This window comes from Rhizobium sp. L9 (assembly GCF_002531885.1).
GTDB lineage: Bacteria > Pseudomonadota > Alphaproteobacteria > Rhizobiales > Rhizobiaceae > Rhizobium.
On the sequence record NZ_NWSZ01000004.1, the window covers coordinates 115287 to 140032 of the forward strand.

Genomic DNA, 24746 nt, shown 5'->3' on the forward strand with positions numbered 1-24746 from the left:
TCCTTGAGATCAGCCCTTCAGATGCGGGCGGGGAAAGAAGCGCCGGGCGAGGCCAGAGGGCGCGAAAAGGATCGAAAATGTGTAGATCGCCGCCGCCGTCATGATGATCGTCGGGCCGGAGGCAAGCTCGAGATGGTAGGAGGCGATCAGGCCGAGATAGCCGGAGGCGGCGGCGCTCGCGGTCGCGATCAACATCATCACGGGCAGGCTGCGCGACCAGAGCTGGGCGATGGCGGCCGGTAGCATCATCAGGCCGACCGCCATCAGCGTGCCGAGCGCCTGGAAGCTGGCGACAAGGTTCAGCACCACCAGCAGCAGGAAAAGCACATGATAGGCCGGGCCGCGCCCGCCGACGGCCCTGAGAAAACCCGGATCGAAACATTCGGCAACCAGCGGCCGGTAGATGGCGGCGAGCGCGACGAGCGTCAGCGAGGTGATCGCGCCGATCAGATAAAGCGCCGGCGCATCGATCGCCAGGATGGTGCCGAAGAGCACATGCAGCAGATCGATGTTCGAGCCGCGCAACGACACGATCAGGACGCCGAGCGCCAGCGATGCGAGGTAGAAGCTGGCAAAGCTCGCATCCTCCCGCAGCACGGTCATCCGGCTGACGGCGCCCGACAGCAGCGCCACCGACAGGCCGGCGACAAGGCCGCCGATGCCCATCGCCGTCAGCGACAGCGAGCCGGCGACGAGGTAACCGATCGCCGCCCCCGGCAGGACCGCGTGGCTCATCGCGTCGCCCATCAGGCTCATGCGCCGCAGCATCAGGAAGACGCCGATCGGCCCCGAGCCGATCCCGAGGCAGAGGCAGGCGACGAGAGCCCGGCGCATGAAACCGAAATCGGCAAAGGGCGCGAGGAAGAGATCATAGGCCGTCATGCCGCCGGCGCCTCTTGGGATTCGCAGGCCGCGGCATCCTCGTCCCAGCGCTCGGCCATGGCGCGCGCCTGCAAAAGATTGGCCGGCGACATGACCTCGGCGGTCGGGCCCCAGCCGACGAGTTCGCGGGCAAGCAGCAGGGTTTCGGGGAAATGGCCGCGGACGAGATCGAAATCGTGAAGCACGGCAATCACCGTGCGGCCCTCGCCATGCCAGCGCAGGACGAGATCGACGAGGTCCCTGGTCGTGCGGGCATCGATTGCCGTGAACGGTTCGTCGAGCAGGATGATGCGGGCATCCTGCAGAAGCAGGCGGGCGAAGAGCACGCGCTGGAACTGGCCGGCCGAGAGCGATCCGACATGGCGTCGGCCGAAGCCCTCGAGCCCGACGGCGGCAAGCGCCTCGCCTGCCCTTTTCACATCGGCCGCAGTGATCCGGCCGAAGGCGCCCGATGTCTTCCAGGCGCCGAGCATGACGGTGTCGATGACCGAGATCGGAAAGCGGCGGTCGATCTCGGCCGCCTGCGGGAGATAACCGAATTCCGCCCGCCCGAGCCGATGCTCGACCCTGCCCTCGGCCGGGCGAAGCTCGCCCATGATCGCCTTCAACAGCGTCGACTTGCCCGCCCCGTTCGGCCCGGCAATCGCCGTCAGGCTGCCCGGCGCAAATGCGCCGGAGACATGATGGACGGCGGGATGCCTGTCATAGGCGACGGTCAGATCGTCGAGACGGATCAACGGCGTCATGGCAGCAGAACCGCCCAATGGATGGTGAGCCAGAGGACGGCAATGACCAGTGCCACGCCGAGTACCCTCGATAGGGCCGATTGTCCAATGAGGCTGATGGGAAGGCGATCGGGGTTTCGCGGCATGGCTCGTCCTACAATGTAATAACATTACCGTTATGTTATAACAATTGCGGCAAGATTGAGGCGGGAGGCGCGGCCTTCTCTGTCACGATGTGAACATGTCCACCACGTTGTTGGATCGGCCCAAGGCCTGACGACGGAGGATGGGGAGGACGCGGAGCGACATCGCCATTCTGCACCATCATTGGGTTTGCCACAGCCTCGGGCTAGACCGAGGCCCCATGCACCGGCCATGGATCCCAGGCTCGAGGCAGCTCGAGGCCTGGGATGACGGAGATTTGGGGTGCGCTTCTGCCAAACTCGCCGGCGCAATGCCTATCCGACAAAAAAGGGCGACCAATCGGCCGCCCTTTCATCTCTCGCGCGTGGCTTCTCAGAGCAGCTCCAGCATCGCCGCAGCACCGGAAACCGTCGCCTGGCCGGGGCTTTCCTCGACGTTCAAGGCTTTCACCACGCCGTCTTCGACCAGCATCGAATAGCGCTTGGAGCGCAGCCCGAGGCCGCCGGCGGAGAGGTCGGCGTCGAGGCCGACGGCCTTGGTGAAGGCGGCGTTCCAATCGGCGAGGAAGTGGATCTTGCCGAGGCCGCCGGAGGATTGCGCCCAGGCGCCCATCACATGCCAGTCGTTGACGGCGAGAACGGCGATGTCGTCGACGCCCTTGCCGAGGATGGTATCGCGGTTTTCGAGATAGCCCGGCAGGTGGTTCAGCGAGCAGGTGGGCGTGAAGGCGCCCGGCACGGCAAAGAGCACGACGCGCTTGCCGGCGAAGAGCTGCTCGGTGGTGATTTCGACCGGGCCGTCGGCGGTCTTTTCCTTGAAGGTGGCGGCAGGAAGCTTGTCGCCGATCGCGATGGTCATGGTTTTCTCCTCGGGTTCTGTGGGTTCGGGCTCTGCGGCGGGCGCCGCCGGGGATGGGGCGACTATAAGTGCCGGTCAGTCAAAGGCAAGCGTGGTCTCCATCGCCCTGTCGCCATCGATGACAAGCACGTCCCAGCGCTTGCCTGAAATATCGTAATCCTTGGGCAGCCTGCCGATTGCCATATCGGTCTTGAAGGTGGCGCCATCGCGTTTGCCGCCGCTCTGCTTGGTGAAGGCATAACCGCTCGGACCGGTGACGATGATATCGGGGGCGCCCTTCCCGTCACCCGGCAAAGCGAGCGTCAGCGACAGCGTCTTCCTGTCAGGTGAGATCGCATGCGCCGTCACCTTGAAATCATCCGAAGGCGGCTTCGGCAGCGTCGCATCAGCGGCCGCAAGGATCGCCTCTTCCTGCGGATGCGACTGCATGGCACGGCCGAGCTTCAGGCTTAAATTCGCCTGGAAGGGAATGCAGATATCCTTGCAGATGCCGATGAAGACGGCGGCGTCGATCTTCACCCCGCCTTTGCCGGCCGCCCTCATGGACAGCGGCAGCGTCACCGGCGCGTCATAGGCGATATCCTCGATCTCGCCATTGAAAAAATGCTTCGGCACGGGATAGGCAATGGCGTCGAGCGTGACGCCGCCGGCCGGCGCGATGGTGACCTGAGGCGGAATGCCGCTGTTGCCGGGTTCGCGCCAGTAGGTGATCCAGCCGGGTTTCGGCTCGATCTGCAGGCCGGCGCGAATTTTGCCGCCGGCATCGGGCGCCAACGCCACGAGGCGCATGCGTCCACCCTCGGCCTCGGCCCAGGCGCTCATTTCCGCATGGGCCTGGCGAAGGGGCATAAGAACAGCAGCCCCTGAGACGGCCGCAATTAAAAACCTACGCGGGACCAAGCTAATAATCATCATGGAACAACGGTTTACCGAAAGTGCTCTCCGGCCGCCAGAAGCCGCGCCCATTTAAATCTTCATTTTCGGTTGATTGATTTGTGACATTGGCCCATCTTTCTCTTGTCGGGGCCTTGGTGCGGTCTGGCAGCAGGAGGAACGATGTCCTTATCGACGCTGAAGAACAGACGGGAACGTGGCTTCTTCGATGGCCAGTTCCTCATCGCCATGCCAGGCATGGAAGACCGCAATTTTGCGCGCACGGTGATTTACATCTGCGCGCATTCGGATGCCGGCGCCATGGGCTTCGTCATCAACCGGCCGCAGAGCCTCACCTTCACCGACGTGCTCCTGCATCTCGACATGATCAAGCAGGAAGAACCGATCGTGCTGCCGCAGCGGGCGCGCGATTTCCCAATCCAGACGGGCGGCCCGGTGGAGAGCGGCCGCGGCTTCGTGCTGCATTCGGACGATTATGCCAGCGACTCCTCGATCCCGGTCAGCGACGACATCTGCCTGACGGCGACCCTCGATATCGTCCGCGCCATCTCCAAGGGCGCCGGGCCGAAGCGCGCGACCATGCTGCTCGGCTATTCCTCCTGGGCGGCCGGCCAGCTCGAAAACGAGGTCGCCAACAATGGCTGGCTCACCTGCCCGGCCAATGAGGAACTGATCTTCGACCGCAACCTCGACGACAAGTACGAGCGGGCGCTTGCCGGCATGGGCATCAACGCCGCCATGCTATCGGCCGAGGCCGGCCACGCCTGACGGTCGCGGGAACGAATAGCCGCCAGTGACGTTCCCTTTCCGCGCGGACGACAGGTCCGACGCCGAAGCATGGAGACATCACAGATGGGTAGCACCAGCGACAAGATTTCAGGCAAGGCAAACGAAATTGCCGGCAAGACCAAGCAGGCCGCCGGCAAGGCCACGGGCAATCGCGACATGCAGGCCGAGGGCGACGTCCAGGAAGCCAAAGGCAAGGGACAGGTCGCAACAGGCAAGGTCAAGGACAAGCTCAAAGGCGCCGTCGACCGGCTCTGAACCACCAGCTCAGCCCGGATGAACCAGGCCTGCCGCGCACGCGCGCGGCGGGCATTTTTCATCCGCCCCTGCTTTGCAGAGATCAAAACGATGAAACTCTTTGCCTGCGACAATTGCGATCAGGTCGTCCACTTCGATAACCGGCACTGCGTCCGCTGCAATCACCGTCTCGGCTTCCTCCCGGGCGACCTTGCCATGCACGCGCTGGAGCCGCGCGACGAAATGGTCTGGCAGCTCGTTTCCGACCCCGACCGGCACGTGCGCTTCTGCGCCAATGCCAGCCTCGACATCTGCAACTGGCTGGTAGACGTCGAGAGCGACGGTGAATTCTGCACCGCCTGCCGCCATAACCGGCTGGTTCCGAATACCGACACCCAGGACGGCATCGATCGCTGGCGTCGCATCGGTCAGGCGCAGCGTCATCTGTTCTATTCGCTCTTGCGCTGGAAGCTGCCGCATCCCGATCGCGGCCAAGATCCGCAAGGCGGCCTGGTCTTCGATTTCCTCGAAGATTCCCTGCAGGGCAACGGCAATGTCGTGCCGGCCATGACCGGTCATGAGGAAGGCCTGATCACCATCCGCGCCGCCGAAGCCGACGACGCGACGCGCGAACAGGCGCGCAGCTCGATGAACGAGCCCTACCGCACGCTGCTTGGCCATTTCCGCCACGAGGCCGGCCATTTCATTTGGAACAAGCTGGTGCGCGACCAGAACGGCCTCGACGATTTCCGCGCCGTCTTCGGCGACGAGCGGCAGGATTATGCGGCCGCGCTGCAAAACCACTATGCCAACGGCCCGCCTTTGGGATGGCAGGATAATTTCATCAGCGCCTATGCTTCGTCGCACCCCTGGGAGGATTTCGCCGAATGTTTCGCGCATTACCTCCATATCGTCGACACGCTGGAGACGGCCCGCGCCTTCGGCATCGCCATCGATCCGCGCGGCCACGAGGAAATCGCCGGCGAGGTCGATTTTCTTCCCTATAGGGCAAAGAGCGCCGAGCAGCTCGTCAGCGCCTGGGTGCCGCTCAGCATCGCGATCAACGCCATCCAGCGCAGCATGGGCCAGCCGGACTCCTACCCCTTCGTGCTCTCCTCCCCTGTGGTGGCCAAGCTCGAATATCTGCACCGGCTGATCCAGGGGGCGGCGACGCGGCAGGCGTGAGAGGCAAAGCCTCTCCCTGAGCTCGTCACCGAAACGAGAGAGCAGGATGCAACCAACAGTGCAGGGAACGCAGATCGGCACCCTGGTTGTCGTGGCGCCGGCATATCTCCACCCTCATTCCTGTGCTCGTCACAGGAATGAGGGAGCAAGGCGAGATGCCAGCCTCCATTGCGGGCTTTGCTCTACCTCGAAAACAGCAAGATCCTACCCTGTCCGAGACAGCAAAACTGCGTGCATGGGACGTCACCGCACATTCCGTCGTCCTCGGCCTTGAGCCGAAGATCTATGCCCAATCTGGTGGGTGTCGCGTGGATCTAGGGTCCAGCACCAGCATGACGGGGATTGGGTTGGACCGACGGGCGCATTCAAGCCGCGAGCGAGATGATAGGAATAGGAGCGAGACGGCAAACCGCGCACCCTTAAAACGAAACCGCCTTGCCCTTCTTGAAAGGCTCCATGCCGCGGCGCGCAAGTTCATCCGCGCGTTCGTTTTCGGGGTGACCGGCGTGGCCCTTGACCCAGTGCAGCGTCACCTTGTGGCGGTTGCGGGCTTCCTCAAGCGCCTGCCAGAGCTCGGCATTCTTCACCGGCTTCTTGTCCGATGTCTTCCAGCCGTTTTTCTTCCAGCCGAAGATCCACTTGGAGATGCCGTCCTTGACATAGGCGCTGTCGGTATAGAGGTCGACTTCGCAAGGGCTCTTCAGGGCCTGCAGCGCCGAGATCGCCGCCATCAGTTCCATGCGATTGTTGGTCGTCTCCGCCTCGCCGCCGCAAAGCTCCTTTTCCACCTCGCCGTAGCGCAGCACCGCGCCCCAGCCGCCGGGACCGGGATTGCCGGAGCATGCGCCGTCGGTGAAGATATCGACATGTTTCATAGGCTCAACCCGTATTCGGCGGCCGAACCGATCTGGCGGTGGAAGCGCAGCTTACGCAGATATTCGAGCGGATCTTTCTTGGTGACCATGGCGCCTTCCGGCGTCATCAGCCAGTCATAGAGCCGCGTCAGGAAGAAGCGCAGCGCCGAGCCGCGCGCGAGCACCGGCAGGGCGGCGATTTCTTCACCGCTCATCGGCCTGACGCTCTGGTAACCATCGAGCATCGCCATGCCTTTGGTGATGTTGTAGGCGCCGTCCTTCTCGAAGCACCAGGCATTCAGGCAGATCGAGACGTCATAGGCGAGCAGGTCGTTGCAGGCGAAATAGAAATCGATCAGGCCGGAGAGCTCATCACCCAAAAAGAAGACGTTGTCGGGGAAGAGGTCGGCATGGATGACGCCGGACGGCAGGCTCTTCGGCCAGACGGCGGCGAGAAAATCCAGCTCATTGCGGATCTCGCCCTGCAGGCCGGGCTCGACCTCATCGGCACGCGCCTCGGATTTCTCCCAGAGCCCCCGCCAGCCGTCGATCGACAGCGCGTTGGGGCGCTTCAGATCGAAGCCCTCGCCCGCCACATGCATCTCGGCCAGCGCCTTGCCGACCTCGCGGCAATGCTTCGCCTCCGGCTTCCTCAGCCACATCCCTTCGAGGAAGGAAATCAGCGCGGCCGGGCGGCCGGAGAGCGAACCGAGCAGCGCGCCGTCGCGGCGCGGCAGCGGCAGCGGGCAGGAGAGGCCGCGGGCCGAAAGATGCTGCATCAAGCCGAGGAAGAACGGCAGGTCGCGCTTTTCCACGCGCTTCTCATAAAGCGTCAGGATCAGCGGCGCCTTGGAAGTATGCAGCAGGAAGTTGGAGTTTTCCACGCCTTCGGCAATGCCCTTATAGGAGAGCAGCGTGCCTGCATCATATTCCGTCAGGAACCATTTCAGATCGTCTTCGGCGATATCGGTGTAGACTGCCAAGTGAGCTCTCGTCTCTGTATTGTGGATGGTAGATGACCGGGGACGCGGGTGGCGGCCTAGCCGTTGACGAAGGCCATGTCGGCCGCCGTCAGCTCGATGCTGCGCAATTCGCGGTTGACCAGGAAGTTTTCGGTTTCCTGCACCGTCTCGGCCAGTTCGACCCGGGCATCGAAGCGGGCGCGGAAGGCTTCGATGATCTCGTTGACGATCACCTCAGGCGCCGAGGCGCCGGCGGAAAGGCCGAGCGTCGAAATCGCGCCGATCTCCTCCCAGTCGAGCTCGGCGGCGCGCTGCACCAGGATCGATTTCTTCGCCCCTGCCCTCAGCGCCACTTCGACGAGGCGCTTGGAATTGGACGAATTCGGCGCACCGACGATGATGAAGAGATCGCAGCCGGGGGCTGCCTGCTTCACCACTTCCTGGCGGTTGGTCGTGGCGTAACAGATCGAGTCAGCCGCCGGCGCAGTCAAATTCGGGAAGCGCTCCTGCAGGCGGGCAATGACGCCGGCCGTATCATCGACTGACAGCGTCGTCTGGGTGACATAGCCGAGGTTGTCGGGATCGGCGGGGGCGTAGGCGTCGGCATCCTCGATGGTCTCGATCAACGAAACCGCGCCTTCCGGCAACTGCCCCATCGTGCCGATTACTTCGGGGTGGCCGGCGTGGCCGATGAGGACGACATGGCGGCCAAGGCGATTGTGGCGCATCGCCTGCTTGTGGACCTTGGAAACCAGCGGACAGGTGGCGTCGAGATAGAAGAGATTGCGGCTCACCGCATCCTCCGGCACCGATTTCGGCACGCCATGGGCGGAGAAGACCACCGGCTGGGCGCGATGCTCGGCCGGGATCTCGTCCAGTTCCTCGACGAAGACGGCGCCCTTTGCCTCCAGTCCCTCGACGACATAACGATTGTGGACGATCTCGTGGCGTACATAGACCGGCGCGCCATAGGATTTCAGCGCCAGCACGACGATCTGGATGGCGCGGTCGACTCCGGCGCAGAAGCCGCGCGGGCCGCAGAGCCTGATCGTCAAAGGAGGTTTCGCCGCAATATTCATGTCCGTTCCGTCAAAATTCCGTCCAGCGTGGGAGTAAGGGACCTCTAGCCCAATATGGCCGGGAATTGAAGCGATACTATTGCCGAGGCGCCTTGCCGGGTTTTCGGAACCAGGAGATCGCCACCACGGCCACGAGCACGGCGGCAAGTCCGTACCAGGTCAGGGCATATTGCAGATGATCGTTCGGCAGATCGACCTGGGTGACGCCGCCGATCGGCAGGCCGGCCGGGTTGGGCGTGGAATCGGCATCGACGAAGAACGGGATGACACGCGCCTTCTCCAGACCGACGCTCTCGGCCATGACGTCGAGATCCTTCCAGTAGAAGATGTTCTTGCGGACGTCGTTGTCAGGCACCAGCCAGGAGGGCTTGCCGGCAAGTTTGGCGCGCGCCAGGCCCGTGACCGTCTGCTGATCCGTCAGCTGGCCCTGCACGCGCATTTCGGGCTCCTTGTTCTCATAGGGAACGAAGCCGCGGTTGACGAAGAGGATGCGCCCGTCGGCAAGCTCGAGCGGGGTATAGACGTAAAAGCCCGTCTGGCCGCGCCAGGTGGCGAAGAAGTGCCGTTCCTTGTTGTTGATATAGCGGCCGGTGGCAGTGACCTTGCGGTATTCGATATCGCCGCCGGAGGCCGCCAGTGCCTCGATGTCGGCGAGCGGCACCGGCGCGGCAGCCTGGCGCGCGGCGATATCGGCGAGCAGGCCTTGCTTCCAGTGGAGGCGCTGCAGCTGCCAGGTGCCGAGCGACAGCAGGATGGCCAGCGCAATCAGCACCAGAATGCCGGTTATCACAGGCAGCCGGCGGCGCGGCGCGGCGCGATCGATATCAGTCACTCAGACGTCCTTCGCGGGCATTGTGGCGGTACTGCATGGCGATCAGGATGCCCTTGAACCAGCGCAGCGTCAGAAGCGACAGGATGATCGTCAGCGGCCCGAAGATGAGGATATGCACCCAGATCGGCGGCCCGTAATTGACCTGCAGCCACAGCACCATGCCGATGATGATGAAGCCGACGATCAGGATGACGAAGACGGCGGGACCGTCACCGGAATCGGCGAAGGAATAGTCGAGGCCGCAGGAGGCGCAGCGCGGCTGCAGGCCCAGCAGGCCATCGAACAGTTTGCCATGGCCGCAGCGAGGGCAGCAGCCTTTGATACCGGTTTTTACCGGATCTAGAGGGGGAAATTGCGCGCTGTCGTCGCTCATGCTGCTCCTCTGTACGGCCACTTGCGGCCGCGGCATTTTCGATGCTGCCTTAACTCTCCCATAAAGTATTCGCATCCCGAATGGAAATGCCTGCGCGGTTTCGCCGCTGCATAATTCCTCCGATCGGAATCGATGTGAGGAATGGTGCAGCAATTCAAGGCGTTACGGCGTCCTTGCGTGTCTGAGAAGACACGCGGCGCTGTAATGATTCGCGCCAAACAGAAGAAGAAGACTGATGACCAATGACAGCCATGCCGGACAGATCATCGTCCTGAACGGGGCGCCGAGAAGCGGCAAATCCAGCATTGCGCGCGCGGTTCAGGACGAATTCGAAGGGCCGTGGATCAACCTCGGCGTCGACGCCTACAACAACATGACGCCCAAGCGCTACCTGCCCGGCATTGGCCTGAGGCCCGGCGGCGAGCGCCCGGATCTCGAGGAACTCGTGCCGTTCCTCTACGCAGCCCTTTACGAATCGATCGCCATTCATGCCGGCCTGGGGCTCAATGTGGTGGCCGATCTCGGCCATCACGACAGCTACTCGCAGCCGCTCGGCATTCTCGCCGATTGCGCCCGGCGGCTGGAGGGATATCCCGTGCTGTTCGTCGGCGTGCGCTGTCCGATCGAGAGCATCGTGCAGCGGCGCGAGATCAAGCAAGAGGGGCGCGAGACACTTTATGCAAGAGCATCCGAAGACGTGCCGGTCCCCGAACCGGTGCAGCGCTGGCAGGACGAGGTGCATCGGCCTGGCATCTACGATATGGAGGTCGATACGTCGGTGCTGACGGCACTGGAATGCGCCGAAACGATCCGCCACCAACTCGATCTCGGCATACCCGCCCCCTCGGCCTTCGAACGGATCGCCGGCGGGCGGTGATGCCGATCGTACGTCCCACTCTCCATGAGGCTCAGGCTTGACCGACTTGACCCGAGCATCGACGCCGAGTTCGGCGGCAAATGCCACCATGATCGCTTCCAGGTGCGAAGCTGGGGCCGAAAGCGACGAGAACATCGACATCTTTGCCATCTGACGACGACGATGCGCCCGCCCATCCGGGTAATATCAATGCGATCAATCGCGGCGTAGTGTTCCATTTGGCTTTGAGAGGAGGATGCTATGCCTACCATATTGGCCTACCACGACGTCAAGGACGTCAAGCATTGGCTCACTTCACCGCGCCGCAAAGAGGTCTTCGAGCCCCTCGGCTGCACGAACATTCGTACGTTTGTCGATCCACAGGCGTCCAATCGCGTTGGCCTCGTCATGGACGTTCCCGACATGGGCCGCCTGGAGGAATTTATGAAGTCCAAGCAAGCGGCGGATGCGATGGAGTATGACGGAGTGTTGCCGGAGACCTTGGTGATTCTCACTCAATCGTAGCGGGACGTCAGGGGCCGCGCCGTGGATTAAGCCCTGCGATCACGGTGCGTGGAGCAAAAAACAGAAAAGGCGGACCCGAGGCCCGCCTTTCGCTTGAACATCGCTCCCGATCAGCCTGCGGCGACCGGAGCGCCCCAACCGCCCCAGACGTAGATGCAGAAGAACAGGAACAGCCAGACGACGTCGACGAAGTGCCAGTACCAGGCAGCCGCCTCGAAGCCGAAATGCTGCTTCGGGGTGAAGTCGCCGCGCAGCGCGCGCAGCAGGCAGACCAGCAGGAAGATCGTGCCGACGAGGACGTGGAAACCGTGGAAGCCGGTCGCCATGAAGAAAGTCGCGCCGTAGATCGAATTCTTGAAGTCGAACGGAGCGTGGGCATATTCGTAAGCCTGCACGCAGGAAAACAGGATGCCGAGCAGCACGGTCAGCGTCAGGCCCTGAACGAGGCCCTTGCGATCATTGTGCAGCAGCGCATGGTGCGCCCAGGTGACCGTCGTGCCGGAGAGCAGCAGGATGACGGTGTTGTAGATCGGCAGGTGCCAGGGATCGAGGACTTCGATGCCCTTCGGCGGCCAGACGCCGCCGGTATAGGCCATGCGCGAGGCCTGGATCGCCTCATTCGGAAACAGGCTGGCGTCGAAATAGGCCCAGAACCAGGCGACGAAGAACATCACTTCCGAAGCGATGAACATGATCATGCCGTAACGCAGGTGCAGCGAGACGACGCGGGTGTGAGAGCCCTCATGGGCTTCCTTCACCGTATCGGCCCACCAGCCGTACATGACGTAGAGAACCAGCACGAGACCGATGTAGAAGAGCCAGGGATTGGCGAGTTCGGCGCCCGCGACCTTGAAGGAGCCGCCGTTCAGGTAACGCATGTAGCAGACGCCACCGATCGCCATGATGAAGGCGCCGAGCGAGGCGAGAATCGGCCATGGGCTCGGATCGATGATGTGGTAGTCGTGGTTCTTCTGATGCGCATCGGCCATGTGGCTAATCCCCGGATGTCTTCCTCACTTCGCTCCCGGCTTAGCCGGAAACGAGCCTTGATCAAAGTCTCTTTTCAATCTTTACCGCTCCACCCTCATTCGAAGCGACGGGCTTCGGACCCTCTTTTGGGTAGAACGTATATGACAGCGTCACCGTGTGGATATCCTTCGATTCCACCGCCTTGACGATTTCAGGGTCGATATAGAACACGACCGGCATTTCCAGCTTCTCGCCCGGCTTCAGGTCCGTTTCCGTAAAACAGAAACATTGCACCTTGTTGAAATAGGCGCCCGCCTCGCCCGGCGTGACGTTGAACACCGCCTGGCCGCGCTGGGTCTCGTTCGAGCGGTTCTCGGCGACGAAATTGACCTGGATGGTTTCGCCGATCTTCGGATTGACCTCGCGCTCGACCGGCTTGAAATTCCACTGCAAGCCAGGGGCGACATTGGCGTCGAAGGTCACGCGCATCTTGCGGTCGAGCACGACGCTCGACATCTGCTCGACGCGCTGCGTCGTGCCGTTATAGCCGGTCACCTGGCAGAAGATGCGGTAGAGCGGCACGGCGGCATAGCTCATCGCGCCCATGCCGAAGACGAAACTCAGGCACATCAAAACGACCGCGCCGTTGTTGCGGCCCTGCTTCCTGGGTGCGGCGGCTTTTTCGCTCATCCGGCCATTCCCCCGCCGATCTTGACGATCGTGATCGCATAGAACAGGACGACGAGGCCGGCCAGCACGAGCCCGAGGGCGATGTTGCGGTTGCGGCGCGACTTCATCTGCTTTTCGGTGAGCTTGACGAGATCCATCAGAACGAGCCTCCTGCTTGCGAGACCAGCATGGCGGCCAGCCGGTCGATCATCAGCGCGGAAAAGACGGCGAAGAGATAGAAGATCGAGAAGGCGAAGAGCTTCTTTGCCGGGATCATCTTCAGATCGCCGTCGGGCATGCGCCAGACGGCGATGGAACAGGTGATGAAGATCGCGCCGAGAGCGGCGGCAACCAGGCCGTAGCCGAAGCTTGCGAAACCGAGGACGGAGGGCAGCACCGCGCAGATGGCGGTCAGCACCGCATAGGCGACGATCTGATGCTTGGTCATCCGCTCGCCGGCGACGTTCGGCAGCATCGGCACGCCGACGGCCTCGTAATCGCGCATCTTGAAGAGGGCAAGCGCCCAGAAATGCGCCGGCGTCCACAGAAAGATGATCAGGAAGAGAACGGTGCTCTCGATCGTCACCGAATTCGTCACGCAGGCCCAGCCGATCATCGGCGGAAAGGCGCCGGCGGCACCGCCGATGACGATGTTCTGCGGCGTCGAGCGCTTCAGCCACATGGTGTAAATGACGGCGTAGAAAAAGATGGTGAAGGCGAGGATGCCGGCCGACAGCCAATTGACGGCAAGGCCGAGAATGACGACCGAAAAGCCCGACAGCACCAGCCCGAAGGCGAGCGCTTCCGACGGGGCGATGCGGCCGGCCGGAATCGGGCGCTTGGCCGTGCGGCTCATGACCGCGTCGATATCGGCGTCGTACCACATGTTCAGCGCGCCCGAGGCACCGGCGCCGACGGCGATGCAAAGGATCGCGATCAGGCCGAGGACAGGGTTGATGTGGCCCGGGGCCAGCACCAGACCGGCAAAGGCGGTGAAGACCACGAGCGACATGACCCGTGGCTTCAAGAGCTCGAAATAATCGCGCGCGCTCGCTTCCGACATTTCGCCGTCCTCTGCAAGCGCCTCGTGATTGTCGATAACCGTCATCATTCCGTCCTGAATTTACTTATGCCGGACGCCGTTTCGAGTGCGGCGTCCGGTTTTCCGCACGTCTTACTTGATGCGCGGCAGCTGTTCCCACTGGTGATAGGGCGGCGGCGAAGGCAGCTGCCATTCCAGCGTCGTCGCACCCTCGCCCCACGGATTTTCGCCGGCGAGGCGCTTCTTGGCGAAGGCTTCGAAGACCGACACGAGGAAGATCAGCACGCCGAAGGCCGAGATGTAGGAGCCGATCGAGGAAACATAGTTCCAGCCGGCAAAGGCATCCGGATAATCGATGTAGCGGCGCGGCATGCCGGCGAGACCAAGGAAGTGCTGCGGGAAGAACACCAGGTTGACGCCGATGAACATGACCCAGAAATGCAGCTTGCCGAGGAACTCGTTGTACATGTAGCCGGTCATCTTCGGGAACCAGTAATACCAGCCGGCAAAGATCGCGAAGACGGCGCCGAGCGACAGAACGTAGTGGAAGTGAGCCACGACGTAATAGGTGTCATGCAGCGAGCGGTCGAGACCGGCATTGGCAAGCTGGACGCCGGTGACGCCGCCGACCGTGAACAGGAAGATGAAGCCGATCGCCCAGATCATCGGAGTGCGGAAGGAGATCGAGCCGCCCCACATCGTCGCGATCCAGGAGAAGATCTTCACGCCCGTCGGGACGGCGATGACCATCGTGGCGAAGACGAAGTAGCGCTGCGCATCGAGCGACAGACCGACCGTATACATATGGTGGGCCCAGACGACGAAGCCGACGGCGCCGATCGCGACCATGGCGTAAGCCATACCGAGATAACCGAAGATCGGCTTCCTCGAGAAGGTCGAGATGATGTGGCTGATCATGCCGAAGCCCGGCAGGATGAGAATGTAGACCTCGGGATGACCGAAGAACCAGAACAGGTGCTGGTAGAGGATCGGGTCACCGCCGCCTTCCGGAGAGAAGAAGGAGGTGCCGAAGTTGCGGTCGGTCAGCAGCATGGTGATGCCGCCTGCCAGAACCGGCAGCGACAGCAAGAGCAGGAAGGCGGTGATCAGCACCGACCAGGCAAACAGCGGCATCTTGTGCAGCGTCATGCCGGGGGCGCGCATGTTGAGGATCGTTGTGATGAAGTTGATCGCGCCGAGGATCGACGAGGCGCCGGCGATATGCAGCGCGAAGATCGCCAGGTCGACCGCCGGTCCGGGCGTGCCGCTCGTTGCCAGCGGCGGATACATCGTCCAGCCGCCGCCGGTGCCGTAAGCGCCTGCCGGGCCCTCGACGAACATCGACAGCAAGAGCAGCGCGAAGGCCGGAACGATCAGCCAGAAGGAGATGTTGTTCAGGCGCGGGAAGGCCATGTCGGGGGCGCCGATCATGATCGGCACCATCCAGTTGGCAAAACCGCCGATCATCGCCGGCATGACCATGAAGAAGATCATGATCAGCGCGTGCGCCGTCGTGAACATGTTGAACATCTGCTTGGCGCCGTCGATCGCGGCATCGCCCTCATAGCCGTAGACCATCGAGGCCAGGCCGTGGAAGATCTGGATGCCCGGCTCCTGCAGCTCCATGCGCATGGCCACCGACAGCGCGCCGCCGATAATGCCGGCGATGATCGCGAAGATCAGGTAGAGCGTGCCGATGTCCTTGTGGTTGGTCGAGAACAGCCAGCGATTGACAAAGCTCGGCTTGTGCCCGTGATCGTGGTGATCGTGATCATCATGCGCATGGTCGTGGTGGGCGTGAGAATGATCGTCGTGAGCGGAAGGTCCAGCCATTGTCCCGATCCCCTTTAATTACTGTGCTTCGGCAACGTCGACGGTCTTTGCGGGACCATCGGTTGCGGCCATGAGTGTCTTGTAGGCGCCGGGCAGGTCGCTGGCGGCTGCGGTCAGCCACTGCTTGTACTTGTCCTCGGAGACGACGCGGATGGCGATCGGCATAAACGCATGGTCCTTGCCGCAGAGTTCGGAACACTGGCCATAGAACAGGCCTTCGCGCTCGGCCCTGAACCAGGTCTCGTTCAGGCGGCCCGGCACGGCGTCGATCTTGATGCCGAAGGACGGCATGGCGAAAGCGTGGATGACGTCGGTCGGTGCCGCGGTCACGAGAACGCGGACCGTCTTATTGACCGGCAGCACCAGCTCGTTGTCGACGGCGAGCAGTCTCGGATAGACCGACTTGTCTTCCTTGCCGGCGGCGGCGCGATCCTGATCCTTCAAAAGGTAGGAATCGAAGGCGAGCGGGCTGTCGCCCGAACCCTCATATTCATAGTTCCACTGCCACTGGGTGGCGGTCGCCTTGATCGTCACGTCAGGATTTTCGGGCAGCGTCAGCTGCGCTGTCAGAAGGTTGAAGGAGGGAATGGCGAGGAAGAGCAGCACCAGGACCGGCCCCACGGTCCAGATGACCTCGATCAGCGTATTGTGGCTCGTGCGCGACGGAACCGGGTTGGCGCTGGCGCGGAACTTGAAGCAGACGACGATGAGCAGGATCAGGACGAAGAGCGTGATCGGAACGATAAACCACAGGGTATATTGTTCGAACCAATGAATTTCCCGCATGATCGGCGTCGCCGCCGGCTGCAGCGTCGCCTGCCACGGCGTCGGCTGGTCGGCATATGTGCCGGAAGCAAAAAGCAGACAGACCAGCGTGGTCAGGGCTGCATAAGCCTTCTTCATCACCTTATTATCTCCCTCGAGCGCTTGACCTGCTAAATCGAACGCAGAATCCTTGCCATCTTCAGCGCTTCAAACCACAGTTTGGCATTTGCCGCAACAGGCAGGAGCAATTGTCTATGCGGCATTTTTGCTTAAAGCACAGGCAGGCCGAACGGCAAAACATCCCAAGTTTTTCATCGGCATATGAAAAATGCCCTTTCCGGCCGATCCGCCCGCCGTACATTATATGACAAAGGTCCAATTTCTGCCGCAGTCCCCCGGTTTTCACGGGGTGGGGCTTTTCATTTCCGGTGGGCAGCTTCAACAATAGCCGCAATGATTCGATATCCAGAGGTTTCCATGGGTTTCCGTTCCCTCGCGCGGTCGCTTCTCGTGACTGCAAGCATCGCGGCCGCAGCGACGACGCCCGTCTTCGCGCAGCAACCCGCCCCCTCCCCGGCCACGCCCACCACCCCTGCACCGGCCACCCCTGCCCCGGCCCAGCAGCCCCCGGCTGCCAACCCGAATATCCAGGTGACGCCCGGCCAGACCCAGCCGCAGGCGCCGGGCACAGTGAAATCCAATCACGGCGCATGGTCTGTCGTCTGCGACAAGCCGGCGGGGGCGGCGACCGAACAATGCGCGCTGATGCAGAATGTCATCGCCGAGGACCGGCCGGAGGTCGGGCTTTCCGTCGTCGTCTTGAAGACGGCCGACCGCAAATCGAAGATCCTGCGCGTGCTGGCGCCGCTCGGCGTGCTCCTGCCGAACGGCCTCGGTCTCAATGTCGACGGCAAGGATATCGGCCGCGCCTACTTCGTCCGCTGCTTCGCCGACGGCTGTTATGCCGAAGTCGTGCTCGAGGACGAGCTGCTGAAGACCTTCCGCAGCGGCGCCCAGGCCACCTTCATCGTCTTCCAGACCCCGGAAGAAGGCATCGGCATCCCCGTCGACCTCAAGGGCTTCGCCGAAGGTTTTGACGCGCTGCCGTGAGGCTGGCGGCCGCGGATTTCGAACGCTGAGCGCAGCTCCGCTACCCTTCAAACCCGAGCATTTCACGGGGCCCGCGAGGCAGCCATGGATCCCAGGCTCAAGGCCTGGGATGACGGAGGTTGGGGTGGGCTGCCGCCAAACTCGACGACAGCGCATGGCCGGTGCTCTTCCCTCGCCTTCCATGTGTTACTCCGCATGTCCCCTCACACTCCGTCATGCTCGGGCTTGACCTGGCTTGACCCGAGCATCCACGCCGCACTCGGAGGCGCCGATGATCCCAAGTTCGGGGGCATGGGACGACGAAGGTTAGAGTGCCGTTGCTGCATAATACCTCGTACGAGACAATTCCCCTCTCAACTTGCCAGTCCAACTCCAGCAATAATAATTCCACCGCAGGGCTTCACTCTTTATCAACAGGAGCCCTATCTAAGGCGCAAGCGCATTCCCGAACGCATGCCATTGGAGCCAGACCATGACCACCGATCTCCTGACGCTTTTCGATGCCGACGAAGCCACGATGCGCGGCCTTGTCGCCGAAGCGCTCGCCGGCGCCGATGACGGCGAGCTGTTTATCGAACATGCCCAGGCCGAGGCGCTGACCTTCGACAATGGCCGGCTGAAGGGCGGCAGCTTCAATACGGAACAGGGTTTCGGACTTCGCGCCGTTGCCGGCGAAGCCGTGGGTTATGCCCATGCCGGCGACCTCTCGGTGGCGGCGCTGAAGCGGGCGGCCGATGCGGTCGGCGCGGTGACGCGGGGCTATTCCGGCACCTATGCCGCCGCTCCCCAGGGCACCAACAAGAAATTCTACGGCGACCAGAACCCGATCGGCCAGCCGAGCTTCGAGGAGAAGGTCAAGGTCCTGCAGGACATCGACGCCTATCTCAGAGGCAAGGACGACAAGGTGCGGCAGGTGACTGCTTCGGTCGCGGCGAGCTGGCAGGTCGTCGACATCCTGCGCGCCGACGGCCACCGTGTCCGCGACATCCGGCCGATGACCCGCATCAACATTTCCGTCGTGGTCGGCGAAGGCGAGCGGCAGGAGAGCGGCTCTTACGGCAGCGGCGGGCGCATCGGCTTTGGCGATTTCATCGCCGAGGGCAGCTGGCAATATGGCGCCGACGAGGCGCTGCGCCAGGCACTCGTCAATCTGGAGGCGATCGATGCGCCGGCCGGCACGATGGACGTCGTTCTCGGCTCCGGCTGGCCGGGCGTGATGCTGCACGAGGCCGTCGGCCACGGGCTGGAAGGCGATTTCAACCGCAAGAAGACGTCGGCCTTTGCAGGCCTTCTCGGCCAGATCGTCGCCGCGCCCGGCGTCACCGTCGTCGATGACGGCACGATCGACAACCGCCGCGGCTCGATCACGATCGACGACGAGGGCACGCCGTCCGGCTACAACGTGCTGATCGAGAACGGCAAGCTGGTCGGCTACATGCAGGATCGGCAGAATGCCCGGCTGATGGGCATGGCGCCCACCGGCAATGGTCGCCGCCAGGGCTATGCCCACGTGCCGATGCCGCGCATGACCAACACCTATATGCTCGGCGGCGACAAGACGCCTGATGAGATCATCGCCTCGGTGAAGAAGGGCATCTATGCCGTCTCCTTCGGCGGCGGCCAGGTCGACATCACCTCCGGCAAATTCGTCTTCGGCTGCACCGAGGCCTATCTGATCGAGAACGGCAAGCTCGGCGCGCCGATCAAGGGGGCGATGCTGATCGGCAACGGCCCGGATGCGATGAAGCGGGTGTCGATGATCGGCAACGACATGAAGCTCGATACCGGCATCGGCAATTGCGGCAAGGCCGGCCAATGGGTTCCGGTCGGCGTCGGCCAGCCGCATCTGCGCATGGATCAGATCACCGTCGGCGGCACACAGACCTGAGGCGGAGTATTTCATCATGGCAGAGATCGAAATCAGACCCTTTGCCGCCGGCGATGCCGATGACGTGCTGTCGGTGATCCTGCCGATTCAGCGCGAGGAGTTCGGCATCGACATCACAGCCGATGCGCAGCCGGATCTCCGGGTCATCCCGGATTTCTACCAGTCCGGCAAAGGTCAGTTCTGGGTCGCCGTCAAGGACGGCGCGATCGTCGGCACGCTCGGGCTGAAGGACATCGGTAACAATCAGGCAGCGCTGCGCAAGATGTTCGTCGCCGCCGAGGTTCGCGGCCGCGAGCACGGCGTGGCGGCGCGGCTTCTCGAGCGCCTGTTCGACCACGCCAGAGATGCCGGCCTCACCGACATCTTCCTCGGCACCACGGACAAATTCGTTGCCGCCCATCGCTTCTACGAGAAGAACGGCTTTACCGAGATTGCCAAGAGCGCCCTGCCCCGCTCCTTCCCGTTGATGGCCGTGGACACCAAGTTTTACCGGTATAAGGTCGGCTGACTGCGGATGCTGCAAAGGGTCGGCGGCCGATAACGGCCATGTTCCTGTCGGCCACAACTGTCATAAAACTGTCACAAACCGAAACTCGGCCCTATCTCTTCAACGGGATAGGGTTTAGGACGGCTCGTCATCCATAGCGCAGATCAAAAATCACGAGGTGTTCATGCTGGGTTGGTTTCGGAAGTTGATGCCGCGCGAAGACCGGTTTTTCGTCCTTTTCGAACAACATTCCAGAACGATCGTCGGCGCCGCACAGGCTCTGGACAGGTTGCTGTCGGGAGTAGAGATCGAGCATCAATGCGAAACGATCGTGCGGTTGGAAGATCAGGCCGACGATATAACGCGCGAAGTCATGCAGGCCGTCCGGCGTAGCTTCATCACACCTTTCGATCGTGGAGACATCAAGGATCTCATCCAATCCATGGATGATGCGATCGACATGATGCACAAGACCGTCAAAACCATCCGGCTCTTCGAGCAGACCAGCTTCGATCCGGGGATGCAGGAGATGGGCAAGACCGTTGTGGAAGCTGCCAATCTCATCGCCGAGGCCATTCCCTTGCTCGATCGCATGAACGCCAATGCGCCGCGGCTTTCTGCCATCGTCGAACAGGTCACGCGGGTGGAAGGGCGCTCCGACGAGTTGCACGAGCAGGGGCTCAAGGATCTGTTTCGCCGGCACCGCGCCGGCAATGCGATGGCCTATTTGATCGGCAGCGAGATCTACGGCGAGCTGGAGAAGGTGGTCGACCGTTTCGAGGACGTCGCCAACGAGATCAGCGGCATCGTGATCGAGAATGTCTGATGGATGCCGCCCTCGCTCTTCCGCTTCTTGTCGGCCTCATCGGCGTCGCGCTGCTGTTCGATTTTCTCAATGGGCTGCATGATGCGGCCAATTCGATCGCAACAATCGTCTCGACACGGGTCCTGAGGCCGCAATATGCGGTCTTCTGGGCGGCATTCTTTAATTTCATCGCCTTCCTGTTCTTCGGCCTGCATGTGGCCGAGACGCTCGGGACCGGCATCATCGACCCGGCGATAGTGACACCGCAGGTGATTTTCGCGGCCTTGATCGGCGCCATCGTCTGGAATGTCGTGACCTGGATCTTCGGCATTCCCTCCAGTTCATCCCATGCCCTGGTCGGCGGGCTGGTCGGTGCGGGCCTTGCCAAAACCGGCTTGAGTTCGATCGTCTGGAGCGGCCTTCTCAAGACCGCGAGCGCCATCGTCATGTCGCCGATGATCGGGTTCCTGCTGGCATTGTTCCTCATTCTGGCGGTGACCTGGACCTTCATCCGGCAAACGCCTTTTGCCGTCGACCGGTCCTTCCGTTTTCTGCAATTCGTGTCGGCATCGCTCTATTCGCTCGGTCACGGCGGCAATGACGCCCAGAAGACCATGGGCATCATTGCCGTGCTTCTTTACTCGCAAGGCTATCTCGGTGGCAGCTTCCACGTGCCGCTCTGGGTGGTGATTTCATGCCAGGCGGCGATGGCGCTCGGCACCTTGTTCGGCGGCTGGCGCATCGTCCATACGATGGGCTCGAAGATCACCCGGCTGAACCCGATGCAAGGATTCTGCGCCGAAACGGGCGGTGCCTTGACGCTGTTCGGCGCCACCTGGCTCGGCATCCCCGTTTCGACCACCCACACCATTACCGGCGCCATCATCGGCGTCGGCGCCGCCCGGCGCGTCTCCGCCGTCAGGTGGGGGCTTGCCGGCAACATCGTGATCGCATGGATCATCACCCTGCCGGCCGCGGCAATGATTTCGGCAGTTTCGTTCTGGCTCGTGAGCCTGTTGGGCCAGCTCTCTTAGTCGATCGGACAGCTGACGTGGCGCTTAGGTCGTCTGTGCCGGCTGAAACCGCCACTTCCGTTCGACCGCGGCGGCGATGTCGATGTCGTTACGGCGAGCAAACAGCAGGAGGTGACCGAGCAGGTCGGCAGTCTCGTCGGCGAGATCGCGCCTGATATCCTCGAGAGAGCGGCCTTTGGCACGGCCCCGACCGGTCAGCCGGTTCCAGGCCTCGGTGAGCTCTCCCATTTCCTCCTGCAGCTTCAAAAGGAACCAGTCGTCATCCCGCTCGATGCCGCTCTCGGCGACATGGACAGCGGAAGCGGCTTCGAACTGGTCGGCGAGACGGCGCAGCATGGATGTTCTCCTTTTGTATATGGAGGAGACGCTGATTCCCGCTGCTTGTCCAGAGCCGAGTATGATGCCGCTGGGATCAGCTGTGGTCGGGCAGCAGCACGCAGTCATAGGAGCGCTGCTTCAGCGCATCGCAGGCGGAGGCGGCGGCGTCCTTGCTGGCAAAGCCGACGAAGCGGGCGCGATAGATCCGGTTCGCCCCCTGCCCGACCGCCTCAGTGTAGGGCGAGGCGGAAACCAGCGGTGCGCCGCCTTCCGACTGGGCCTGTGCAAGAAGCGCACGCGCCGCATCGGCGCTGGGGGCCGCCGAAATCTGGATCTGCCAGGTGCCATCGGTCTTCTCGGCCGGAGCCTTGCCGGTCTTGCCGGCATTCAGGATCTCGTCCATGGCGACAGGACGTTCCAGCGGCACGACGGCGTCATCGGCATAAGCCAGGCTCTTGGCTGCGGGATCTTCGTCCGGGCGCCGGGCGTTGAGCGGCACCGGAACATCGGAAGAGTCAGCCGCAGACGCGACTTCGACCGGCTCCCTGGCGCCGACGCTCGCCATCAGCCTGGCGCCGCCGGATGACGAGGCGCGGCCGAGATAGCGGTCGAGCAGCGCTTCCATCCTGGCGTCGCGGCTGCGGGCGGTGCGGCCGCCGAGCACGACGCCGACGACGCGGCGGTTGCCGTCTCTGACGGCGCTGACGAGGTTGAAGCCGGACGCGTTGGTGTAACCCGTCTTGATGCCGTCCATGCCCTGGTAGCGGTACATGAGATTGTTGTGGCCGCGCACGGTCTTGCCGCGGAAATTGAAGCTTGCCATCGAGAACAGGCGATATTCATTGGGATAATTCTTGATCAGCGCCACGGCGAGCGTCGACATGTCGCGCGCCGTCGTCACCTGCCGGCCGTCCGGCAGGCCGGAGGCATTGACGAAGACGGTGCGGCTCATGCCGAGCTGGCGGGCTTTGGCCGTCATCATCCGGGCAAAGCCGGCCTCCGAGCCGCCGAGCGTCTCGGCCATGGCGGCAGCGGCGTCATTGGCGGACTTGACGATCATGCCATAGACCGCCTCGCGCACGGTGATGGTGCCGCCGGCCTTGACGCCGAGCTTGGTTGGCGGCCGGGCGGCGGCATATTTCGACATTTTGATCGGCGTATCCCAGGCGATCCTGCCGCGTTTCAGCGCCTCGAAGGTGAGATAGAGCGTCATCATCTTGGTGAGCGAGGCCGGATGGTTCAGCGTATCGGCGTTTTCGGACGCCAGGACCTTGCCGGTTCGGGCATCGAGGACCAGCGAGGCGCTGCCGGCAAGAGCCGCAAGCGGCGCCGAAACGACCAGCGTCACGGTCAAAACAGCCGCCAAAAGCTTTCTCATGGAGTTCCCCCTGATGCGCTGGTCTCTCGATGGGCCGGCCATGTGTCGTAATGTGACAGAAGCCGGAAGTTTGGCGCGACTTTGCGGCAACGCCTACGATTTTTCTAGTCTTTTCATCGCCTTGGTTAACAGAAAACGAAAGAAGCTGTGTGAAAGCGGGATTCAGCAAGGCTTAAGCCGCCGTTGCTAGTTTGCGGCAAACGACAATGGGCGGCGCATGACGGGGCAATTGAAGCGACTGGCAAAACGCGTGGCGATCGGCGCCGGGCTCGAGGCATCCTCGTTGATCGCCGCGGCCGGCCTGATGCGGCAGGCTCGCGGGTGCGGGGTCATCTTCACGCTGCATCATGTCCGCCCGCACGAGCCCCACGCCTTTGCGCCGAACGCGCATCTTGAAATCACGCCGCATTTTCTCGATGCGGCGCTCAGGCGACTGACGCGCGACGGCTATCGCTTCGTGCGGCTCGACCAGCTGCCGGCGCTTCTGGCCGAACCCGAGGGCGGCCGGCCGTTTGCGGCCTTTACGCTCGACGACGGCTACATCAACAACATGGAGCATGCGCTGCCGGTGTTCGAGCGGCATCGGGCGCCTTTCACGGTGTTCGTCACCAAGGGTTTTGCCGAACGTTCCCACAGCATCTGGTGGGAAACGCTCGCCGTCCTGTTGCGACGGCCAAAAGAAATCCGCTTCGATTTCGGCCACGGCAGCGAGCGGCTGGCCCTCGCCAACCCGCGGCAGCAATGGGATGCCTTCGACCGCTTCGCCGGGTATATCCACCGCTTCGACGAGGCGCGCGCCGTTGCCACCCTCGATATGCTGGCCCGGGAACACGGCATCGAGCCGACCGATATCGTGCGCGATCTGGTGATGGGACCGGTGCAGTTGCAGCGGCTCGCCCGACATCCGCTTGCAACGCTCGGCGCCCATACGATCAGCCATCGCGCGCTTGCCCGCCTGCCGGAGGCCGAAGCGCGGATCGAGATGGAAGTTTCGGCCGATTATGTCGAGGCGCTGACGGGCGCCCGTCCCGCCGCGATTGCCTATCCCTACGGCACGCCGGAGGCGGCGACCGCCCGCGAGGAGACACTTGCCGGCCGGCTGGGCTTTTCGGTCGCGGTCACGACGCAGCCGGGACTGCCGGCGACCGGCAAGATCGGCTATCTCCCGCGCATGTCGCTGAACGGCTACTACCAGAAGCGGCGCTACGTCTCGGCGCTTGCTTCCGGCATTCCGCTGAAACTGATGGGCCGGTAGA

At 62.7% G+C, this 24746-nt stretch carries 28 protein-coding genes; 11 read left to right on the forward strand and 17 right to left on the reverse strand.

Annotated features, from left to right (window positions below; translation table 11 throughout):
- Positions 1-9 precede the first annotated feature (9 nt).
- The 4 genes from CO660_RS04195 to CO660_RS04210 form a co-directional block, all read right to left on the reverse strand.
- Positions 10-882 (reverse strand): metal ABC transporter permease, encoded by an 873-nt coding sequence (locus tag CO660_RS04195; RefSeq protein ID WP_097597688.1) that lies wholly within the window; start codon positions 880-882, stop codon positions 10-12.
- Positions 879-1628, reverse strand: a complete 750-nt coding sequence (locus tag CO660_RS04200; protein WP_097597691.1) for an ABC transporter ATP-binding protein — start codon at positions 1626-1628, stop codon at positions 879-881. Before CO660_RS04200 ends, CO660_RS04195 begins: the two co-directional genes overlap by 4 nt.
- Before the next feature lie 495 nt (positions 1629-2123).
- Positions 2124-2609, reverse strand: a complete 486-nt coding sequence (locus CO660_RS04205; RefSeq protein WP_097597693.1) for a peroxiredoxin — start codon at positions 2607-2609, stop codon at positions 2124-2126.
- A 75-nt stretch (positions 2610-2684) separates the two neighbouring features.
- A complete protein-coding gene (locus CO660_RS04210; RefSeq protein WP_176536223.1) occupies positions 2685-3524 on the reverse strand; it encodes a protein-disulfide reductase DsbD domain-containing protein in 840 nt (279 codons plus the stop codon).
- A gap of 141 nt (positions 3525-3665) precedes the next feature.
- Between CO660_RS04210 and CO660_RS04215 the strand changes: the two genes are divergently transcribed.
- The 3 genes from CO660_RS04215 (at position 3666) to CO660_RS04225 (ending at position 5711) form a co-directional block, all read left to right on the forward strand.
- On the forward strand, positions 3666-4271 hold the full coding sequence (locus CO660_RS04215) for a YqgE/AlgH family protein (RefSeq protein WP_011424313.1): 606 nt from the start codon (positions 3666-3668) through the stop codon (positions 4269-4271).
- An 84-nt stretch (positions 4272-4355) separates the two neighbouring features.
- On the forward strand, positions 4356-4547 hold the full coding sequence (locus tag CO660_RS04220; RefSeq protein ID WP_064800933.1) for a CsbD family protein: 192 nt from the start codon (positions 4356-4358) through the stop codon (positions 4545-4547).
- Positions 4548-4637: 90 nt separating this feature from the next.
- Positions 4638-5711, forward strand: coding sequence for a putative zinc-binding metallopeptidase (locus CO660_RS04225; protein ID WP_097597855.1), 1074 nt, complete (start codon positions 4638-4640; stop codon positions 5709-5711).
- 419 nt (positions 5712-6130) lie between these two features.
- Here the strand turns inward: CO660_RS04225 and rnhA are convergent, their stop codons facing one another.
- The 5 genes from rnhA to CO660_RS04250 all read right to left on the reverse strand — a co-directional run bounded on the left by rnhA (position 6131) and on the right by CO660_RS04250 (position 9811).
- Positions 6131-6586, reverse strand: coding sequence for a ribonuclease HI (gene rnhA / locus CO660_RS04230; RefSeq protein ID WP_011424310.1), 456 nt, complete (start codon positions 6584-6586; stop codon positions 6131-6133).
- Positions 6583-7548, reverse strand: coding sequence for a homoserine kinase (locus CO660_RS04235; RefSeq protein ID WP_097597695.1), 966 nt, complete (start codon positions 7546-7548; stop codon positions 6583-6585). Before CO660_RS04235 ends, rnhA begins: the two co-directional genes overlap by 4 nt.
- 56 nt (positions 7549-7604) lie before the next feature.
- On the reverse strand, positions 7605-8606 hold the full coding sequence (gene ispH, locus CO660_RS04240) for a 4-hydroxy-3-methylbut-2-enyl diphosphate reductase (protein ID WP_097597698.1): 1002 nt from the start codon (positions 8604-8606) through the stop codon (positions 7605-7607).
- Positions 8607-8682: 76 nt separating this feature from the next.
- Positions 8683-9438 carry an SURF1 family protein gene (locus CO660_RS04245; protein ID WP_097597700.1) on the reverse strand — a complete coding sequence of 252 codons (756 nt, stop codon included), beginning with the start codon at positions 9436-9438 and terminating at the stop codon, positions 8683-8685.
- Complete coding sequence (locus CO660_RS04250; RefSeq protein ID WP_097597703.1) at positions 9431-9811, reverse strand: DUF983 domain-containing protein; 381 nt, start codon at positions 9809-9811, stop codon at positions 9431-9433. The genes CO660_RS04245 and CO660_RS04250 overlap by 8 nt, the downstream gene beginning before the upstream one ends.
- A gap of 235 nt (positions 9812-10046) precedes the next feature.
- Here CO660_RS04250 and CO660_RS04255 point away from each other — a divergent pair, with 235 nt between their 5' ends.
- Both CO660_RS04255 and CO660_RS04260 read left to right on the forward strand, forming a co-directional pair.
- A complete protein-coding gene (locus tag CO660_RS04255) occupies positions 10047-10688 on the forward strand; it encodes a chloramphenicol phosphotransferase (RefSeq protein WP_097597705.1) in 642 nt (213 codons plus the stop codon).
- 240 nt (positions 10689-10928) lie between these two features.
- Positions 10929-11192: a hypothetical protein gene (locus CO660_RS04260; protein WP_097597707.1), complete on the forward strand. Its 264-nt coding sequence runs from the start codon at positions 10929-10931 to the stop codon at positions 11190-11192.
- Positions 11193-11302: 110 nt separating this feature from the next.
- Here the strand turns inward: CO660_RS04260 and CO660_RS04265 are convergent, their stop codons facing one another.
- From CO660_RS04265 to coxB, 6 genes are all read right to left on the reverse strand, one after another.
- Positions 11303-12181, reverse strand: coding sequence for a cytochrome c oxidase subunit 3 (locus CO660_RS04265; protein WP_085777208.1), 879 nt, complete (start codon positions 12179-12181; stop codon positions 11303-11305).
- Between the two features lie 61 nt (positions 12182-12242).
- Positions 12243-12851 (reverse strand): cytochrome c oxidase assembly protein, encoded by a 609-nt coding sequence (locus tag CO660_RS04270; RefSeq protein WP_097597709.1) that lies wholly within the window; start codon positions 12849-12851, stop codon positions 12243-12245.
- Positions 12848-12988 (reverse strand): hypothetical protein, encoded by a 141-nt coding sequence (locus CO660_RS33160; RefSeq protein WP_004672998.1) that lies wholly within the window; start codon positions 12986-12988, stop codon positions 12848-12850. Before CO660_RS33160 ends, CO660_RS04270 begins: the two co-directional genes overlap by 4 nt.
- A complete protein-coding gene (locus CO660_RS04280; protein ID WP_097597856.1) occupies positions 12988-13938 on the reverse strand; it encodes a heme o synthase in 951 nt (316 codons plus the stop codon). The genes CO660_RS33160 and CO660_RS04280 overlap by 1 nt, the downstream gene beginning before the upstream one ends.
- Before the next feature lie 66 nt (positions 13939-14004).
- Positions 14005-15705 carry a cytochrome c oxidase subunit I gene (gene ctaD / locus CO660_RS04285; protein WP_097597711.1) on the reverse strand — a complete coding sequence of 567 codons (1701 nt, stop codon included), beginning with the start codon at positions 15703-15705 and terminating at the stop codon, positions 14005-14007.
- An 18-nt stretch (positions 15706-15723) separates the two neighbouring features.
- Entirely contained in the window at positions 15724-16608 is an 885-nt protein-coding gene (gene coxB, locus CO660_RS04290; RefSeq protein WP_097597713.1) for a cytochrome c oxidase subunit II, read from the reverse strand.
- 315 nt (positions 16609-16923) lie between these two features.
- Between coxB and CO660_RS04295 the strand changes: the two genes are divergently transcribed.
- The 5 genes from CO660_RS04295 to CO660_RS04315 all read left to right on the forward strand — a co-directional run bounded on the left by CO660_RS04295 (position 16924) and on the right by CO660_RS04315 (position 21794).
- A complete protein-coding gene (locus CO660_RS04295) occupies positions 16924-17580 on the forward strand; it encodes an invasion associated locus B family protein (RefSeq protein WP_097597715.1) in 657 nt (218 codons plus the stop codon).
- A 472-nt stretch (positions 17581-18052) separates the two neighbouring features.
- Positions 18053-19468: a metalloprotease TldD gene (gene tldD, locus CO660_RS04300; protein WP_097597717.1), complete on the forward strand. Its 1416-nt coding sequence runs from the start codon at positions 18053-18055 to the stop codon at positions 19466-19468.
- A 16-nt stretch (positions 19469-19484) separates the two neighbouring features.
- Positions 19485-19976, forward strand: a complete 492-nt coding sequence (locus CO660_RS04305) for a GNAT family N-acetyltransferase (RefSeq protein ID WP_097597718.1) — start codon at positions 19485-19487, stop codon at positions 19974-19976.
- Positions 19977-20139: 163 nt separating this feature from the next.
- Positions 20140-20781 (forward strand): DUF47 domain-containing protein, encoded by a 642-nt coding sequence (locus CO660_RS04310; RefSeq protein ID WP_085777201.1) that lies wholly within the window; start codon positions 20140-20142, stop codon positions 20779-20781.
- Complete coding sequence (locus tag CO660_RS04315) at positions 20781-21794, forward strand: inorganic phosphate transporter (protein ID WP_097597719.1); 1014 nt, start codon at positions 20781-20783, stop codon at positions 21792-21794. The genes CO660_RS04310 and CO660_RS04315 overlap by 1 nt, the downstream gene beginning before the upstream one ends.
- A gap of 24 nt (positions 21795-21818) precedes the next feature.
- Here the strand turns inward: CO660_RS04315 and CO660_RS04320 are convergent, their stop codons facing one another.
- The gene (locus CO660_RS04320) at positions 21819-22130 is read right to left on the reverse strand and encodes a MazG nucleotide pyrophosphohydrolase domain-containing protein (RefSeq protein ID WP_097597720.1); all 312 of its coding nucleotides are present in this window, start codon (positions 22128-22130) and stop codon (positions 21819-21821) included.
- 76 nt (positions 22131-22206) lie between these two features.
- Positions 22207-23490 (reverse strand): D-alanyl-D-alanine carboxypeptidase family protein, encoded by a 1284-nt coding sequence (locus CO660_RS04325; RefSeq protein WP_097597721.1) that lies wholly within the window; start codon positions 23488-23490, stop codon positions 22207-22209.
- A gap of 217 nt (positions 23491-23707) precedes the next feature.
- Here CO660_RS04325 and CO660_RS04330 point away from each other — a divergent pair, with 217 nt between their 5' ends.
- Positions 23708-24745 carry a polysaccharide deacetylase family protein gene (locus CO660_RS04330; protein WP_097597722.1) on the forward strand — a complete coding sequence of 346 codons (1038 nt, stop codon included), beginning with the start codon at positions 23708-23710 and terminating at the stop codon, positions 24743-24745.
- Position 24746: the final 1 nt, after the last annotated feature.

What these genes read in the sequence shown, in the direction of transcription:
- ispH (WP_097597698.1), bottom strand. Translation starts at nt 8,606, where the DNA reads ATGAATATTGCGGCGAAACCTCCTTTGACGATCAGGCTCTGCGGCCCG.
- CO660_RS04260 (WP_097597707.1), top strand. Translation starts at nt 10,929, where the DNA reads ATGCCTACCATATTGGCCTACCACGACGTCAAGGACGTCAAGCATTGG.
- CO660_RS04305 (WP_097597718.1), top strand. Translation starts at nt 19,485, where the DNA reads ATGGCAGAGATCGAAATCAGACCCTTTGCCGCCGGCGATGCCGATGAC.
- CO660_RS04255 (WP_097597705.1), top strand. Translation starts at nt 10,047, where the DNA reads ATGACCAATGACAGCCATGCCGGACAGATCATCGTCCTGAACGGGGCG.
- CO660_RS04220 (WP_064800933.1), top strand. Translation starts at nt 4,356, where the DNA reads ATGGGTAGCACCAGCGACAAGATTTCAGGCAAGGCAAACGAAATTGCC.
- CO660_RS04195 (WP_097597688.1), bottom strand. Translation starts at nt 882, where the DNA reads ATGACGGCCTATGATCTCTTCCTCGCGCCCTTTGCCGATTTCGGTTTC.
- CO660_RS04200 (WP_097597691.1), bottom strand. Translation starts at nt 1,628, where the DNA reads ATGACGCCGTTGATCCGTCTCGACGATCTGACCGTCGCCTATGACAGG.
- CO660_RS04250 (WP_097597703.1), bottom strand. Translation starts at nt 9,811, where the DNA reads ATGAGCGACGACAGCGCGCAATTTCCCCCTCTAGATCCGGTAAAAACC.
- tldD (WP_097597717.1), top strand. Translation starts at nt 18,053, where the DNA reads ATGACCACCGATCTCCTGACGCTTTTCGATGCCGACGAAGCCACGATG.
- ctaD (WP_097597711.1), bottom strand. Translation starts at nt 15,705, where the DNA reads ATGGCTGGACCTTCCGCTCACGACGATCATTCTCACGCCCACCACGAC.
- rnhA (WP_011424310.1), bottom strand. Translation starts at nt 6,586, where the DNA reads ATGAAACATGTCGATATCTTCACCGACGGCGCATGCTCCGGCAATCCC.
- CO660_RS04225 (WP_097597855.1), top strand. Translation starts at nt 4,638, where the DNA reads ATGAAACTCTTTGCCTGCGACAATTGCGATCAGGTCGTCCACTTCGAT.
- CO660_RS04210 (WP_176536223.1), bottom strand. Translation starts at nt 3,524, where the DNA reads ATGATGATTATTAGCTTGGTCCCGCGTAGGTTTTTAATTGCGGCCGTC.
- CO660_RS04325 (WP_097597721.1), bottom strand. Translation starts at nt 23,490, where the DNA reads ATGAGAAAGCTTTTGGCGGCTGTTTTGACCGTGACGCTGGTCGTTTCG.
- CO660_RS04270 (WP_097597709.1), bottom strand. Translation starts at nt 12,851, where the DNA reads ATGAGCGAAAAAGCCGCCGCACCCAGGAAGCAGGGCCGCAACAACGGC.
- CO660_RS04215 (WP_011424313.1), top strand. Translation starts at nt 3,666, where the DNA reads ATGTCCTTATCGACGCTGAAGAACAGACGGGAACGTGGCTTCTTCGAT.
- CO660_RS04265 (WP_085777208.1), bottom strand. Translation starts at nt 12,181, where the DNA reads ATGGCCGATGCGCATCAGAAGAACCACGACTACCACATCATCGATCCG.
- CO660_RS04205 (WP_097597693.1), bottom strand. Translation starts at nt 2,609, where the DNA reads ATGACCATCGCGATCGGCGACAAGCTTCCTGCCGCCACCTTCAAGGAA.
- CO660_RS33160 (WP_004672998.1), bottom strand. Translation starts at nt 12,988, where the DNA reads ATGGATCTCGTCAAGCTCACCGAAAAGCAGATGAAGTCGCGCCGCAAC.
- coxB (WP_097597713.1), bottom strand. Translation starts at nt 16,608, where the DNA reads ATGAAGAAGGCTTATGCAGCCCTGACCACGCTGGTCTGTCTGCTTTTT.
- CO660_RS04315 (WP_097597719.1), top strand. Translation starts at nt 20,781, where the DNA reads ATGGATGCCGCCCTCGCTCTTCCGCTTCTTGTCGGCCTCATCGGCGTC.
- CO660_RS04320 (WP_097597720.1), bottom strand. Translation starts at nt 22,130, where the DNA reads ATGCTGCGCCGTCTCGCCGACCAGTTCGAAGCCGCTTCCGCTGTCCAT.
- CO660_RS04310 (WP_085777201.1), top strand. Translation starts at nt 20,140, where the DNA reads ATGCTGGGTTGGTTTCGGAAGTTGATGCCGCGCGAAGACCGGTTTTTC.
- CO660_RS04330 (WP_097597722.1), top strand. Translation starts at nt 23,708, where the DNA reads ATGACGGGGCAATTGAAGCGACTGGCAAAACGCGTGGCGATCGGCGCC.
- CO660_RS04295 (WP_097597715.1), top strand. Translation starts at nt 16,924, where the DNA reads ATGATTCGATATCCAGAGGTTTCCATGGGTTTCCGTTCCCTCGCGCGG.
- CO660_RS04280 (WP_097597856.1), bottom strand. Translation starts at nt 13,938, where the DNA reads ATGACGGTTATCGACAATCACGAGGCGCTTGCAGAGGACGGCGAAATG.